The sequence below is a fragment of the Bacteroides sp. ET489 genome (assembly GCF_030518095.1).
GTDB classification, from domain to species: Bacteria; Bacteroidota; Bacteroidia; order Bacteroidales; family Bacteroidaceae; genus Bacteroides; species Bacteroides ndongoniae.
The window spans coordinates 191014-208462 of sequence record NZ_JAULLJ010000004.1 but is presented as its reverse complement, the minus strand read 5'-3'; the positions used below and the strand labels follow the sequence as shown (position 1 = coordinate 208462).

General features: G+C 41.3%; 8 protein-coding genes and 1 pseudogene. All 9 read left to right on the top strand.

Going from position 1 to position 17449, the window contains the following annotated elements; genetic code table 11:
* Nucleotides 1-7: 7 nt before the first annotated feature.
* The 9 genes and pseudogenes from Q3C19_RS03870 (at nucleotide 8) to Q3C19_RS03830 (ending at nucleotide 17448) form a co-directional block, all read left to right on the top strand.
* Nucleotides 8-2170, top strand: coding sequence for a glycoside hydrolase 43 family protein (locus Q3C19_RS03870; RefSeq protein WP_302727338.1), 2163 nt, complete (start codon nucleotides 8-10; stop codon nucleotides 2168-2170).
* A gap of 300 nt (nucleotides 2171-2470) precedes the next feature.
* Nucleotides 2471-4951 carry a family 43 glycosylhydrolase gene (locus Q3C19_RS03865; RefSeq protein ID WP_277120298.1) on the top strand — a complete coding sequence of 827 codons (2481 nt, stop codon included), beginning with the start codon at nucleotides 2471-2473 and terminating at the stop codon, nucleotides 4949-4951.
* A gap of 280 nt (nucleotides 4952-5231) precedes the next feature.
* Entirely contained in the window at nucleotides 5232-7745 is a 2514-nt protein-coding gene (locus tag Q3C19_RS03860; RefSeq protein WP_277120312.1) for a glycosyl hydrolase family 8, read from the top strand.
* An 84-nt stretch (nucleotides 7746-7829) separates the two neighbouring features.
* Nucleotides 7830-8774, top strand: a pseudogene (locus Q3C19_RS03855) (glycoside hydrolase family 43 protein); the annotation flags it as partial.
* Entirely contained in the window at nucleotides 8751-10598 is a 1848-nt protein-coding gene (locus Q3C19_RS03850; RefSeq protein WP_071150766.1) for a glycoside hydrolase family 97 protein, read from the top strand. The pseudogene Q3C19_RS03855 and the gene Q3C19_RS03850, both read left to right, overlap by 24 nt.
* Nucleotides 10599-10614: 16 nt before the next feature.
* Nucleotides 10615-12561, top strand: coding sequence for a glycoside hydrolase family 97 protein (locus Q3C19_RS03845; RefSeq protein WP_277120296.1), 1947 nt, complete (start codon nucleotides 10615-10617; stop codon nucleotides 12559-12561).
* Between the two features lie 16 nt (nucleotides 12562-12577).
* The gene (locus tag Q3C19_RS03840) at nucleotides 12578-13690 is read left to right on the top strand and encodes an esterase (protein WP_302727334.1); all 1113 of its coding nucleotides are present in this window, start codon (nucleotides 12578-12580) and stop codon (nucleotides 13688-13690) included.
* A 238-nt stretch (nucleotides 13691-13928) separates the two neighbouring features.
* Complete coding sequence (locus Q3C19_RS03835) at nucleotides 13929-14804, top strand: esterase family protein (protein WP_302727332.1); 876 nt, start codon at nucleotides 13929-13931, stop codon at nucleotides 14802-14804.
* A 28-nt stretch (nucleotides 14805-14832) separates the two neighbouring features.
* Complete coding sequence (locus tag Q3C19_RS03830; RefSeq protein WP_302727330.1) at nucleotides 14833-17448, top strand: TIM-barrel domain-containing protein; 2616 nt, start codon at nucleotides 14833-14835, stop codon at nucleotides 17446-17448.
* Nucleotide 17449 lies beyond the last annotated feature (1 nt).

Below are 17449 nucleotides of genomic sequence, written 5' to 3'. Positions count from 1 at the left end.
AAATATTATGAAAGCATTATTCTTAATTTGTCTGTTTGTAATGACTACTTCTGTTTTTGCACAAGAAACTGAGGGGAATATTTCGTGGACTGCAGATAATGGAAATGGTACCTATACGAATCCATTATTTTATGATGAATTCTCTGATCCGGATATAATTAGGGTTGGAGATGATTTTTATTTAGCGGGAACAACAATGCACGCTACTCCAGGTTTAGTAATTCTGCATTCAAAAGATCTGGTTAATTGGAAATTCATGAGTTATTGTTTTGACCGTTTCAATATGGGGGATGAATTTAAGCTGGAAAACGGGAAAGAAGCATATGGACAGGGTATATGGGCACCTTGTATCCGTTATCATGATGGTAAATTTTATGTTTTCAGTAATATAAATGGGCATGGACTACAAGTGTTTATAGCTGAGAATCCAGCTGGGCCTTGGAAACATATTAATATAGGCGGTCGCATTTATGATCTTTCTGTTTTGTTTGATGATGATGGAAAAATATATGCTGTATATAAGTATAATGAAGTGCATTTAATTGAAATGAAACCAGACCTTACAGGCTTTGTAGAAGGTAGTGAGCGTGTAATTATTCCGGCAGGGAATGCCATGGGAGAAGGACATCATTTTTATAAGATAAACGGTAAGTATTATATTATCAGTGCAAATTATGCTCCTGTTGGACGTATGCAATGTGCGCGTGCCGATCGGCCTGAGGGACCTTATGAAACGGTTACTATCAGTGCTAAAGAAACAATGGGAACACGGCGTGTGCATTCAGTGAATAATGTCGGATTAGGTAGTCCTGTGCCGGAAGATGGTTTTGATTTTAAAGTTTCGGGTGATGATGGCAATTATTTTAGTGCTGTGCCTTTGCATCAAGGAGGAATTGTTGATTTACCTAATGGTGAATGGTGGGGAGTTTCTATGACCGACTTTCGTGCTGTGGGGCGAACGGTCTGTTTGTCGCCCGTGACATGGGCAGATGGTTGGCCATATTTTGGATTGCCGGGCAATTTAGGACGTACCCCGCGTACTTGGTTTAAACCGAATGTGGAATCTGTATCGCTTCCTGACGCTCCTTATGTTCGTAGTGATAGCTTTGATAATGATGAACTTTTACCCATTTGGCAATGGAATCATGAACCTGTAGATAAGAAATGGGCATTGAAAAATGGTAAGTTACGTTTGCAGACTATGCCTGCACGAAGTTTCCTTTGGGCCAAGAATACGTTGACACAACGTTGTATTGGTCCTGTGTCTACCGCTACTGTGGAGTTGGACGCTTCTAGTTTGAGAGATGGTGATGTGGCAGGTTTAGGATTGCTAAATATGCCTTATGCGTGGTTAGGAGTAGTATGTACAGGAAAAGCAAAGGATCTTGTAATGAAGGTACAACAAGGAAATAAAACAATTTCATTACAGAGGCAGATGGAGGTGAATGATCCTGCGTACAAAGAAACTGTTTATCTGAGAATTGCGGTGGACTTAGATGCTGATTTAGCCCAATTCTATTATAGTTTGACTGGAAGTGAGTATGAAAAAGCTGGTGAAAAAGTGTTGCTCCCTTATCAATTAAAGACGTTCCAAGGATCGCGTTATTCTCTTTTTGCATACAATGAGAAGGAAAGAGAGGGAGGATATGCTTGTTTTGATAATTTTGTAGTTGACGAACCAATGTCAGATCGGACTTCTAACCTGCCAATAGGGAAAGTTATAAGTTTGTGCAATTTGTCTAATGGTACTTATGCTTGGGCTAATCCGCATGGGATGCTTCATTCTGCAGGTAAAGGTAGCCGTGAATACCAGAATGGAGGATGTTTTTTCAAGGTGCATGATCGCGGTAAAGGTCGTATTGCTTTAGAAGCGATGAATGGCACTGGGTTCCTGACTGTTGTAGGGGCAGGATTGTCAGCGGATGTGCGTATGATGGAAAAGGAGAGTGATGCAAGTCTCTTTTTATGGCAAGATATGCTTCGTGGACAATGTATGCTCTTATCCTTGAGCACGAACCGTTATATTGGCATTGATCCTGTAACCGGTGAACCATATGGTGCTGATTGGACAGGCTGTCGCCCGGACAGAAAAGATGGGACCGTGTTCAAATGGACAGTTATAGATTGTGATGGAAGTGTGAAAAAGACGGAAAAAAGTGCAACTTATTAATAATAGTTCGGCAGGAAAAAAATAGAATCTTGCCGAGCTTTTTCTTTTTTACTTCATCAATGTTTATTTTGAGTTCTGAAGTTCAATTTTATGTTTTTGAAGAAGAAGAGCCCCTTTTAATTCGAAAAAAATGCATTTTTTGCTCATGATGTAACATGAACGAATGTATTTGTAACATTCTTTTTGGGTTAATTGCTCGAAGTTGCTTTACTTTGTAATTGTCTTCAGGACGAAAAGGTTGAAAGTCGGAAGAACTGTTTTATAGGAAAAAAATATATAATAAATATTGAAGTGAATACCATGAAAAAGAAATTATTGTTTACGACTGTTGCTTGTGCGTGTGCGGCAGTCTTGTGCCCTCTTGCAGCACAAAACCCGATAGTACAGACGTGCTATACGACCGATCCGGCTCCTATGGTACATGATGGTACTCTTTATGTTTATACCGGACATGATGAAGATCGTGCCGACTTTTTCTGGATGCAGGAATGGCGGGTTTATTCTACTACCGATATGGTGAATTGGACTGACCACGGATCCCCTCTTGCGATTGAATCGTTTGAATGGGCAGATGATCGGGCTTGGGCTGCGCAATGTATAGAACGTAATGGAAAGTTCTATTGGTATGTTTGCCTTCATTCCAAGTTGACCAATGCGATGGCTATTGGGGTGGCTGTTGGTGATAGTCCTACTGGTCCTTTTAAAGATGCAATTGGGAAACCGCTTTGTGATGGCAGTTGGGATTACATAGATCCTACTGTTTGGATTGATGATGATGGACAGGCTTATCTTTATTGGGGAAATCCTAATGTTTACTACGCAAAGTTGAATGATGACATGATCTCCATAAAGGGTGAAGTCGGTAAAATAGAACAAACTGTTAAAAGTTTTGGTGCTCCTAATCCTGAAAAAAGGGTAAAAGGACAGAAATATAAAGATATCTATACCGAAGGTCCTTGGTTGCATAAGCGCAGCGGAAAATATTATCTGCTTTATGCGGCAGGCGGGGTACCAGAACATATTGCATATTCTATGGCAGATGCACCGTTGGGGCCTTGGAAATATATGGGTGAGATAATGCCTTTACAGGATACAGGCTCTTTTACGAACCATTGCGGTATTATTGATTATAAAGGCAATTCGTACTTCTTCTATCATACAGGTAAATTGCCAGGTGGGGGAGGCTTTGGTCGAAGTGCTGCGGTAGAACAATTTACATTTAACGACGATGGAACATTCCCTATTATTAACGCCACAAAAGAAGGAGTGAAGCCTGTTGGAACTTTGAATCCTCGTCAACGTGTTGAGGCGGAAACGATTGCTTTCAGTGAAGGGTTGAAAACAGAGCCGAATGGTGATAATGGGGTATATGTTTCGGAAATTCATAACGGTGATTATATAAAAGTGCGTGAGGTCGATTTCGGCAATCAATCACCTCGTCGGTTTATTGCTTCTATTAGCAGTGCGTTGCGTGGTGGAACATTGGAGGTTCATTTGGATAGTATTCGTGGGGAACAGATCACAGAAATAAAAGTACCTCATACGGGAGGTTGGGAGCGTTGGATGACAGTTGAGGCTTCTTTGCAAAAACAGGCAACAGGCTTACATGATGTATATTTTGTGTTTAAAGGCCGGAAAGGTTGCAAGCTCTTCAATTTTGATTGGTGGCAATTCTCGGATGAAGAGACACAAGATATAATGAAAGATACGCAAGCGGCTGTTACCAATGTGCCAGGTTATGAGTATCCTCGTCTTGATAATGAACGTCGTGCCCATTTCCGTTTTTATGCTCCAGCCTGTAGTAGGATGCAGGTCGATATCTGTGGTAAGAAATATGATATGCAAAAAGATGCCAAAGGCTTCTGGACGGCGACTACCGATCCGTTGGTAGTAGGTTTTCATTATTATTTCCTTATTGTAGATGGCGTGCAGGTTTGCGATCCGTCAAGTGAAACATTCTTTGGTTGTTGTCGTGAATCAAGCGGTATCGAAGTGCCCGAAGGTGAAGAAGGCAATTATTATCGTCCGCAACAAGGAGTACCTCAGGGGCAGGTTCGTTCGGTTTCTTATTATGCAGAAAGTCAGAAATCCTTCCGTCGTGCCATGGTCTATACGCCAGCCGAATATGAGACTTCAGGAAAGAAACGTTATCCTGTTCTTTATTTGCAACATGGAATGGGTGAAGATGAAACAGGATGGAGTACACAAGGCCGTATGCAATTCATTATGGACAATCTGATAGCCAGTGGTAAATGTGTACCTATGATTGTAGTGATGGAGAGTGGTGATGTTAAGGCTCCTTTTGTACCTCGGCGAGGTAAAAATGTGAATAATGAACGTAACCTTTATGGAGCTTCGTTCTATGATGTGATTCTGAAAGACTTAATACCGATGGTTGACAAAACGTTCCGTACTAAATCTGACCGTCAGAATCGTGCTATGGCAGGATTGTCTTGGGGAGGACATCAGACTTTTAATACCGTATTGCCTAACTTGGATATGTTCTCTTACTTGGGTACTTTTAGTGGAGCCCTTTTCGGCGTTGATCTGAAAACTTGTTTCAATGGAGTATTTGCTGATGCCAAGAAGTTCAATAAACAGGTAAATTATATGTTTATGGGATGCGGATCGGAAGAGAATTTTGGCACAGAAAAAATGGTTAACGAACTGAAAAGAATGGGCATTGAGGTAGATTTTTATGAATCACCAGGCACTCATCATGAATGGTTGACTTGGAGACGTTGCCTGAAAGAGTTTTTGCCTCATTTGTTTAAAAAATGATAGTCTCTGAAGAGTAGATTACCGGTTATTTGTTTAATTTTGCTTCATTCTCTATACTAAAGTATTGCATTGTCAATGATAGTATTCTTGTCGCTTGAAAAGAGGAAACTTATAGAGGTTTAGTCAATGTTTTAACGAGGAAAAGTCAATCCTTTTGCAAGAATAAAATAATGCTTGGATAGAGGTGAAGCAAATGTTGACAGTTTTTTATGTGAATGAAAGAGCCCTGTCAGGTGTTGAAAGAGCTATGAATATTTTACACAAACATCAATATATAAATATGAAAGGCATCCATCAAATAGTTTTCTTACTGTTTGTTTGTGCAGTTAATATGATGGCACAAAATCCAATTATCAGAGATCATTTCTCGGCTGATCCTACAGCACGGGTATTCGAAGGTAAAATGTATCTTTATCCTTCTCATGATATTCCCAGCCCAATTGAACGGCTGAAGGAGTGGTTCTGTATGGCTGATTATCATGTGTATTCGTCCGACGATTTAGTCGATTGGACAGATCATGGAGTGATTGTGACTCAAAATCGTGTTCCTTGGGTTCAGCCAGATTCCTATTCCATGTGGGCTCCCGATTGTGTCTATAAAGATGGGAAATATTACTTTTATTTTCCTTCTACTCCGCGAGGAGAGGGAAAACGTGGTTTTGCAGTAGGGGTAGCCATTGCTGATAAACCTTATGGACTGTTTGTGCCACAACGCCGCGCGATAGAAGGAGTAAATGGTATAGACCCTTGCGTCTTGGTCGATCGTGATGGGCAAAGTTATATCTATTGGGCAGGACGGGGATTACAGGTTGCAAAGTTGAAAGAAAATATGGTAGAACTGGCTTCGGAGCCGATGCAAATAGAGGGAATGCCTGACGGTTTTAAAGAAGGTCCTTTTGCTTTTGAACGAAATGGAAAGTATTATTTTACTTTTCCATGGGTGAAGGATAAGACAGAGACGCTGGCTTATGCCATGGGAGACAGTCCTATGGGGCCATTTGAATTCAAAGGTATTATTATGGATGAATCTCCTTCAGGCTGTTGGACCAACCATCATTCTATTGTGGAGTATAAAGATCAATGGTATCTTTTTTATCATCATAACGATTATTCTCCTGAGTTTGACAAAAATCGTTCGGTCAGAATTGATTCTTTGTCCTTCAATGCTGATGGGACAATTCAGAAAGTAATACCGACCTTGCGTGGTGTAGGCATTACAAAAGCCCGATCGAGAATTCAGATAGACAGATATAGCCAGATAAGTCCTACGGGTGTTTCCATTTCATTTATCAATAATAGTAATAAGTTTGAAGGATGGAAAAGTGTTTTTACCCGGAAAAAGGCTTGGATACGTTATAATCGGGTAGATTTTGGAAAAGAACCTGTTGCGACGATACGTGTGCGTGCTAAATCTGAAAAAGGGGCTACTTTATTGCTTAGTACATCCGAAGGAAGTAGAATAGGACAAATTTCTATACCTAAAAGCTCTGATTGGATGGAGGTTACGACAACAGTCGAGAATGCTCCTACTGGCATTTGCGATTTGCAATGCAGCCTTTTAAAAGGAGGACAAGTGGAAGTTGATTGGCTTGGGTTTGATGCTTTGCCTTGGGATAAAGGGGCTTTTGCAACACGGAAATATCGGAATTTGTTTGCTGAATTAGGATATAAGGAAACAGATATCAATGCAAAGATAACTTCTGTTTTTAATGATTTATTCTCAGGTCCGAATAAAATTTATTTTGAGGTAGGTGATTCATTAGCTTATATATCTGACCTGAAGAATCATGATGTCCGGACAGAAGGAATGTCGTATGGTATGATGATTGCCGTACAGTTTGACCGACAAGACATCTTTGATCGATTGTGGCGTTGGAGCAAAAAATACATGCAACATCAGGATGGCCCGTTGAAAGGCTATTTTGCTTGGAGTTGTCAGACTGACGGGAAACGCAATGCGCAAGGGCCAGCTTCTGATGGAGAATTATATTATGTAACTTCGCTTATTTTTGCATCCAATCGTTGGGGAAATGATACCGGGATAAATTACTTGGCCGAGGCTCAGAATATATTAGACTGTTCTATGCAAAAAGCTGGGATGGATCGGGTATCGCCCTTGATTAATTTGCAACATCAGCTGATAACTTTTACACCTGATCCATGGGGTGGGAGCTTTACCGACCCATCTTATCATGTTCCGGCTTTTTATGAGGTCTGGGCGCGTTGGGCAGAAGATGGACGGAGCAGTTTCTGGCGTGAATGTGCCGAAAAGAGCCGTGCATATTTACGGAAGTGCATCCATCCTATTACAGGCTTGAATCCGGATTATTGCAATTATGATGGAACTTTACTTGGCAGTAACAGAATCATAGGTGATGCTTTCCGTTTTGATTCATGGCGTGTTCCTATGAATATTGCTTTGGACTATTCATGGGCATGTGCCGATAAGGAATGGCAACAATCCTATGGGAATAGAATTCAGAACTTCTTGTATGCCGAAGGGATTGATACTTTTGTTGACCAGTATAATGTTGATGGCACCCAGGTAAATGAGATTCTTGGTGCAGGAGGATATAAGAAACTCCGTCATTCGTTAGGTTTGGTTGCTACATCGGCGGCAGTTTCATTAGTTTGTACTCATAGTAAAATCTGTGATTTTATTGATCGGCTGTGGAATGCAGAACATGTACCCTATGATGATGGATACTTTGATGCTTATTACGATGGGTTATTACGTTTGTTTGCATTTATGCATTTAAGTGGCAAGTATCAGATTATTTTTCCCAAAGAATGATAGTAATCTTATAGTTAATATGAGAAAAACATTAATATTTAAGTTATGAATGCGAAGAAAATATTATTAATGTGTTTGGTTGGTATGTGTGCTGTTTTTTCAGCTTATGCCCAACGCACATTTGTTTATGAAGGAAATCCGTTAATAACAGATAAGTTTACAGCCGATCCAGCTCCGTTGGTGCATGATGGCAAATTATATTTATATGTCGGTCATGATGAGTACTATGATGGTCAGGATACGGCATCGGGCGGAAAGGAGTTTAATATAACGGAATGGCTTTGTTATTCTACGGAGGATATGAAGACGTGGACCGATCATGGTTCTGTATTGCGTCCGACCGACTTTAAGTGGGCAGTGGGTGAGGCCTGGGCTTCACAGGTTGTTGAAAAAGATGGCAAATTTTATTATTATACGACAGTTCAGGGAGGAGGAAAATATACAGGAAAAGCGGTTGGCGTGGCTGTTGCTGATACGCCTGTTGGTCCGTTTGTAGATGCTATAGGAAAGCCATTGGTAAGTGATGATATGACGTCCAACGGAGCACGTGGCTGGTGGAATGATATCGATCCGACCGTGCTGATTGAAAAGAACGGACAGGCTTGGTTGTGCTGGGGAAATGGTACATGTTTTATGGCTAAACTGAAGCCGAATATGATTGAACTGGATGGCGAGATTAAAGTTATTGATTTGCCCAAGTATGTAGAAGGTCCTTGGCTTCACGAACGTAATGGTATCTATTATCTGACTTATGCTTCCATGGGGAAAGGGCGTGAAAATATATCTTATGCTACATCGAAAAGTATGGAAGGACCGTGGGAGTATCAAGGTGAACTTACAGGTATGGCGGAAAACAGTTTTACTATTCACCCGGGTATTGCTGAGTTTAAAGACAAGTGGTATTTGTTTTATCATAATGCTGTGCTTACTATTGATGGTCATAAAGGAGCTATCGGACGCCGTTCAGTTTGTGTGGATGAGCTCTTTTACAATGAAGACGGTACAATGAAGTATGTTGAGCAAACCCGTTCCATCTCTTCTCCTAATGGAAAGATACAATTAAAGTATACAACAAGTGCAGAAAACCATTTTTCTTTTGATGTGAATTACATGGATGCGAAGGGGCAACATGAAATATTGTCTATACCTGTTATCGGCATGTATACGCAGGATGGAGGAGGACGTGGGTTGATACTGAAAAGTGTTAGTCAACCCCGTCTTGTAAAAGAAGATTACACAATGCTAACAGGAAAGCGCAAGCACTGTTTCAATGAAGGATTTGAATATGTATATTTGTTTACTGATTCTCTTCACCGTGAACTGAGATTGAACTTCCGTCTTTATAATGATGGTATTGCTTTCAGGTATGAGTTACCCAAACTTAATCAGACGGTTCTTTCCGAGGAACTTACTACTTATCGTATTACTGAGGGAACAAAACGTTGGATGCAAAAATATAACTCTGGGTATGAGGATTTTTTTCCAATGACTACAATAGGCGAGAACTCTAATCATCATTGGGGGTATCCGGCACTGATTCAAACGGCCGATGATGTTTGGACCTTGATTTCAGAAGCAGGTATTGACCGACAGAATAGCGCCTCTTCTTTGAAAAATGAACAACTTGTTACTGATTATAAGGTATGTCCTGCTGAGAATACAAAGCCAATTACTGGAAATTGGACTTCACCATGGCGTGTAATGATCATCGGATCGCTGGCTGATGTTGTTGAATCTACTCTGGTCACTGACGTGAGTGCTCCCTGCATTTTGGAAGATACTGACTGGATTCATCCAGGGAATGTCTCATGGATATATTGGGCCTATAATCACGGATCCAAGGATTTTCAGATAGTGAAAAAATACATTGATATGGCTGCTAAGTTGAAATGGCCTTATGTATTGATTGACTGGGAATGGGATGTGATGGAAAATGGTGGCACAATTCAAGATGCATTGAAGTATGCAGAGCAACGTGGTGTGCGTACTCTTTTGTGGTATAATTCTTCTACGGCTTGGATAAACAACGGTGCAGCCGGTCCACTGTTTAAGTTGAATTCTCCGGAAAATCGCGAAAAAGAATTTGCTTGGCTGGAAGAAAATAAGGTGGCAGGAGTAAAAATCGATTTTTTTGCGGGTGATACGGAAGAAACAATGGCCTATTGCCTGGATCTGTTAGAGTCAGCTGCCAAACATCATTTGCTTGTGAATTTTCACGGTGCAACAATTCCGCGTGGGTGGCAGCGTACATATCCTAACCTGATGTCGGTAGAAGCTGTTTACGGTGCAGAATGGTATAACAATGCTCCTGTACTTACCAATAAAGCTGCTTCTCATAACACTACTTTACCGTTTACGCGCAATGTGGTAGGTCCTATGGATTATACTCCTTGCACTTTCTCTGATTCACAGCATCCGCATATTACGACACATGCACACGAGCTGGCATTGATGGTTGTGTTCGAATCGGCCTTACAACATTGGGCTGACCGTCCGGAAAGCTATCTGATACAACCTGAATCGGTGAAGAATTTTATGGGGCAACTGCCTACAGTGTGGGACGATACACATTTGATTTCAGGTTATCCCGGTGAATATGTTGTGATGGCTCGTCAAAAGGGTGATGCTTGGTATATTGCAGGGCTGAATGGTACTGATCAGGAAAAAATGTTGGACCTCGATTGGAAATTCCTTAAGAATGGTAAGTATCAGATTACTCTGTTTCAAGACAGTGGTAATAAGGAACAGCAGTGGAAAGTATCGTCTGAAGTAAAAGATTTATCTCAGCTTCCCAACCAGATGAACAGTTTGGCACGTGGAGGTTTTGTAGCAGTAATTAAACCAACCAATTAAATATAAAATACGAAAAATGAATAAAAGTACAATTTTATTATGTTCTTGTCTTTTGTGGACGGCCTCGGCCTTTGCCATAGAGAAAAATGTTTCCAGTCCTGATGGAAAAGTAGTTGTAGCAGTGTCCGATGAGGGTGGAGCTCCATCCTATAGTGTAACATACAATGGCATACCTTTTTTGCTGAAGTCTCCTTTGGGAATAGAGACTAATCTGGGGAATTATACGTCTCAGATGGAATTGTCTTCAGCATCAGAAAATCAGGCTCTGAATGAAACATACCAGTTGCCGAATATTAAGCAGAGTCATGTAGAATATCAGGCCAATCGTCAGGTCTTTACGTTCTCAAAAAATGGAAAGAAAATTTATGATGTCATATTTCAGGTAAGCAATCGGGATGTTGCTTTCAGGTATAAACTCTATCCGCAAAAGCAGACTTTGTGTTGTGTGGTATTAAAGGAAGCTACTGGCTTTACAATGCCGCAGGGAACGACTACATTTATGTGTCCGCAGAGTAAGCCGATGGGAGGTTTTGCACGGACTTCTCCAAGTTATGAAACAGGTTATACTCCCGATGATGCAATAGGCAAGAACGGCTGGGGAGAAGGATATACCTTCCCTTGTCTGTTCCGACTGAATGAAAACGGTTGGGTGTTGATTTCCGAGACTGGAACGGATGGTGGCTATTGTGGCTGCCGTTTGTTGGGTCAGGAGAATGGACTTTATACGATAGGTTTCCCGCAAGAAGGCGAGATGAATGGAAATGCTTCTGTCTATCCGGGTATGGCATTACCAGGCGAAACTCCTTGGCGTACGATTACGTTAGGCGAGACGTTGGCTCCGATTGTAGAGACTACTGTAGCTTTTGATGTGGTAAAGCCTAAGTACGAAGCTTCTAAAAAATATGAGTATGGTAAAGGCTCGTGGAGTTGGATAATTGGTATGGATGTAAGCACCAACTATGAAGAACAGCTTCGTTACATCGATTTTTCGGCAGCAATGGGTTATCAGTCAGTTTTGATTGATGCTCTGTGGGATAAGCAGATAGGATATGATAGAATTGAAGAATTAGCCAAATATGGTGCCAAGAAGGGAGTTGCTCTTTACCTGTGGTATAATTCAAATGGTTATTGGAACGATGCTCCGCAAAGTCCACGTGGCATTATGGATAATGCTATTGCCCGTCGTCGCGAAATGGCTTGGATGAAGGAAGTGGGCATCAGAGGTATAAAAGTCGATTTCTTTGGTGGTGATAAACAAGCCACGATGCAACTTTATGAAGATATATTGGCTGATGCAAACGATTATGGTCTGTTAGTCATTTTCCATGGTTGTACTTTGCCTCGTGGTTGGGAACGTATGTATCCTAATTATGCAGCAAGCGAGGCTGTATTGGCGAGTGAAAACTTGCATTTTTCTCAAGGAAGTTGCGATGCTGAAGCGTTTAATGCCTGTTTGCATCCTTTTATCCGCAACACGGTAGGTAGCATGGATTTTGGCGGAAGTGCTTTGAACAAATATTATAATGCGAAGAACGAACCAAGAGGAAGCCGTCGTGTAACATCAGATGTATTTGCTTTAGCAACAGCAGTTCTGTTCCAAAGTGCCGTACAGCATTTCGCTTTGGCTCCAAATAATCTGACCGATGCGCCTGCGTGGGCTATTGATTTCATGAAACAAGTGCCTTCTACCTGGGATGAAGTCCGTTTCATTGACGGTTATCCTGGTAAATATGTTGTTTTGGCTCGTCGTCATGCCGATAAGTGGTATATTGCAGGTATCAGTGCACAAAAAGAAACATTGAAGTTGAAAATCAAATTACCTATGTTTACAGCAGGGGAAGAACTTCAATGCTACAGTGATGACAAGAAATTGGAGGGTAGTGTGAAATCCTTTAAGTTGAACAAGAAACAAGAAGTCGAAATCACAATACCTGAAAATGGAGGATTGGTCATAACCAAATAACTAAGTGAGAAAAGCAATGATGAATAGATGTATTTTGACAAGTTGTGTTGCTTTGCTATGGTGCCTGCTTTTGCAGGCACAGGGCAACCCTTGGAATAATCCTGTGGTATCTCCTAAAGTTGGTTCGAATGGTGAAGTTACATTTGCTATTCAGGATGCTCATGCCAAGCGAGTCGAGTTGAGCGGTCAGTTTATGGACGGACTCCGTTCGCTGACAAAAGGTGAGAATGATGTTTGGAGCGTTACAGTAAAGATTGATAAGTCGGACATTTATCCGTATTCATTTATTGTGGATGGTGTGCAAGTGGCCGACCCAAGCAATATGCTTTTGTTTCCGAATGAGCGTTTCAAGGCCAGTTTGCTCGAAATGCCCGATTCGTCAGCATTATATACGGTGAACGATGTGCCTCATGGCAAAGTGTCATATTGCATTTATTCATCTAATGTATTGGGCATGAACCGTCCGTTGCTGGTTTATACACCAGCGGGTTATGAAGCTGGGAAAAAACAATATCCGGTATTATATTTAGTCAGCGGAACGACCGATACGGAGGAAACCTGGTTTAAAGTAGGACGTGTAAATACGATATTGGATAATCTGATAGCGCAAGGAAAGGCCGAACCGATGATTGTAGTCATGCCTTATGGCTATATGATGAACGGCACTCCTATGCCATCGTCGATGGAGGCTGCAGAAATGTATACTGTATTTTCGGAGGAGATGGTTAAGTGTGTCATTCCTTTTGTAGAGTCTTCTTTCCGTATACGTACCGATAGGGAAGGACGTGCCATTGCCGGTTTCTCCCGAGGAGGAGGTCAGTCTTTGTTTACAGCTTTTTCTCATTTGGATAAATTTGCCTGGCTGGCATCATACAGTGCTTATCTTACTCCGCAAGTAATGGACCATTATTTCAAGGAACTGATGGTTCCTTCTTTATCTGAGTCGAAGTTGAAATTATTATGGTTCGGTGTAGGAAAGTCTGACTTCTTATATCAGGACGTGATAAAGAATCTGGATTATTTTGACAATAAAGGTATTCGTTATAAAAGTCTGATTACTGAAGGTGGACATACATGGATGAATGCCCGTACGTATTTGGCTGAGACGGTGCAGCAGTTTTTTAAGTGATTTATGTCTGGCCACTTGGTTTATTTGGATTTGCCCTAATCAGACTGAAAGTTTACTACTGATAAACTGTGAGTTTATTACTAATAAACTGGCGATTTATTACTGATAAACTGACAGTTTACAACTGATAAAACAAAATAAACCGTTATGCTTTTATGAATCAGGTATTTAGTTCGGATCAGCTGGCAGAATGGCAGACAGATGAAACTTTAGTTGAATGGAAAATAGTTTTTTGAATATGAAAAAGATATTGATAGCTTTATTCGTTTGTTTAGGAGGATGTGCATTGCTTCATGCACAGGGATTTCCTCAAAGTCGCATTGTGACTGATACAATTTATAGTGAAGTATTACAGGCTAAACGGGCATATACTGTGCTTTTGCCGTTGAGTTTCGATATGGATACTCAAAAGCAGTACCCTGTTCTGTACCTGTTGCATGGCATGTGGGAAAACAACTCCGTATGGGCTAATCGCGGTCATGTAAAAGATGTTATGGACAGATTGACCGCCAGTGGCGAAGCTTGTGAAATGATCATCGTAACTCCTGATGCGGGTGGTGGCAATCCGGAAGTTTTTCAGAATGGCTATTTTGATATGCCGGGCTGGAAGTACGAAACATTCTTTTATACGGAATTCCTGCCTTTCATTGAGAAAAAATATCGTGTGATAGGCGATAAACAGCATCGTGCTATCGCAGGTCTTTCGATGGGTGGCGGTGGTGCCACGGTTTATGGTCAGCATCATACAGATATGTTTTGCGCAGTGTATGCCATGAGTGCTCTGATGAGCATTCCTGAACAGGGAGCAGCCCGTTATGATAATCCCGATGGTAAATTGGCCATTCTGACACGTTCGGTCATCGAAAACAGCAGTGTGGATTATGTACTCAAGGCTGATGAAAGTCGTAAAGCTAACTTGCGTTCAGTAGCTTGGTATGTAGATTGCGGTGATGATGATTTCTTGCTCGATCGTAATATTGAGTTTTATCAGGCGATGCGGAATGCAGGCATACCTTGTCAGTTCAGAGTACGTGATGGCGGTCATGATTGGGAATATTGGCATTCGGCATTGTATCAGTGCTTGCCGTTTGTAAGCCGAATGTTCTTAAGATAAGTGTTACAAATTTGATAAGTCGACAGATATGAAAAATAAAAGTTTGTATGGATTGATTACTATCCTTTTCTTCACATTCCTTTTTCCAGTAAAGGGGGAATGTGCTGAAAAGGAAAAGCAATCTGAAACAAAGAGTATAGATGTACTTATACAAGGCGATACACTTCGTTTGCTTCCTTTAGCCGATAATGCCGTCAGGGTGCAATATAAGAAGGGCGAATCGCGCAAATTGCCCGAATGGGTATATGTAGGTACGTCATGTCCTCAGTATAAAGTGAAAGAGAACAAGGAAACAGTTGAAGTACAATTGGAACAGATGTCGGTAATTTGCGAAAAGCTGAGTGGACGACTGACTTTCCTGAATAAAAAAGGTCAGAAGATTGTTTCAGAAATTGATACGAAGCTGAGTCCTGCTGTTATACAGGGAGAAAATACCTATTGTGCAGAATTGCATATAGACTCCCCGGAAGACGAAGCTTTGTTCGGGTTAGGGCAATTTCAAGATGGATATTTGGACGTGCGTGGACTTTCAAGAAGATTGACACAAGTTAACACCCAGATTTCTATTCCTTTTTTCTATTCAAGTCGTGGTTTCGGACTGTTGTGGAACAATTATGGTATGACCGAATTTAATCCAGCCGATCAGAAAGTCGAGTTTCAGAAAAAAGGTGCGGTGGGGGATAAGGTTACTGTAAATGTCACTTCAACAGAAGGTGGAAAAGCAGAAGTACGCGAAAGCAATGTCTTTGTTTCTACATTGACTGTGCCGGAAAAAGGTAAATATGCATTGTTGCTGGATGTCGGACAGAAAATGGCCAGAAGCCATCACCTGGAAATTGATGGAAAGAAAGTGTTAGAGATGAAGAATCTCTGGCTTCCGCCTACAGCCTCTACCATTGTCGAATTGGAAGCTGGTACTCATCAGTTGCAAGCTCGTCTGGAAAAGGATGACAAACCTGTTTTATATTATAAAAAAGTAGATAACGAAACTGTGCTTCGTTCGCCCGTAGCAGCATGTGTCGACTATACCATATTTATAGGTGAGGCAGACGATGTTATTGCTTCTTATCGGAACTTGACAGGTAACGCTCCTCTGATGCCTCAGTGGGCATTGGGATATATTCATTGTCGGGAACGTTTCCATTCGCAGGATGAAATATTGGCTACAACAAAGAAATTCCGTGAAAACAAACTGCCGCTGGACCTCATTGTTCAGGATTGGCAATATTGGGGACGTTACGGATGGAATGCCATGCGTTTTGATGAAAGTTTCTACCCGGATCCTAAAAAACTGGTAGACGAATTGCATGCGATGAATACCCGTTTGATGCTTTCTGTATGGTCTAAAATAGATCTGCAAAGTGAGGTCGGTAAGGAAATGATGCAGAAAGGATATTATATCGATCAGACGTCGTGGATTGACTTTTTTAATCCGAATGCTGCGGCTGGTTATTGGAGTAATTTCAGTAACCGTCTACTGAAACCTTATGGCATAGATGCCTGGTGGCAGGATGCTACCGAGCCGGAAAATGACGATTTGGAGGGAAGAAAGGTGATGGATAATACTTTGCCGGGTGAGTTTGTACGTAATATTTATCCGTTGATGGTCAACAAGACGGTGTATGAAGGTAGTCGGAAAGATGCTCCTGAACATCGTACAATGATATTGACCAGAAGTGGCTTTTCCGGAATACAGCGTTACGGAGCTGCCTTATGGTCAGGGGATGTTGGAAATGATTGGGAAACATTACGAAGACAAATCACTGGCGGACTTAGCCTTATGACTTCCGGAATACCTTGGTGGACTTATGATGCTGGTGGTTTTTTCCGTCCGTATAACCAATATAACGATCCTCGGTTCCATGAGCGTTTTATCCGTTGGCTGCAAATATCAACTTTCTTGCCTTTGATGCGTGTTCATGGATATATGACTGATACCGAGTTTTGGAATTACGGTGAGGAGGTTGTTCGCCTGGCAAGTTATTCTTTGAATCTGCGTTATCGACTTTTGCCATATATCTATTCGGAAAATGCAAATATTGCTTTACGGGGTGGAACACTGATGCGTCCGTTAGTGATGGATTTTCGAACAGATCCGGAAGCGCTGAAACAAAAGTATCAGTATATGTTTGGGCCTGCTCTGCTGGTAGTTCCTGTTGTGGATGAGAATATAAAGGAACAGGAGGTGTATTTGCCTGAAAACAAAGGTGGCTGGTATGATTTCTATACGGGACAGAAAATGGAAAAGACCTCTGGAAATGTTCGTGTACCTGTCGTGATGGAGCATATTCCAGTTTTTGTAAAAGCAGGTTCTGTATTACCCTTGTCCGAAGCTTGTCAATATTCGGGTGAAGTGGCTAATAAGCCTTGGGAAATCAATATTTATCCGGGAGCAGACGGCAAGTTTGAAGTATACGAGGACGAAGGTATCAATTATGAGTATGAAAAAGGGAAATATGCTACGTTTACAATCGAATGGAAAGACAAGCAAAATAAAGTGATTTTGCATCCGCGTAAGGGAAATTATTCAGGAATGCCCGTTCAGCGTAATCTGAAGATTGTGAAAATGGATCCTACGTCTAAAGATGGAAAGATTGTAAAGGAGATAGTTTATAACGGTGAAAAGCAAATTATAAAATTATAAG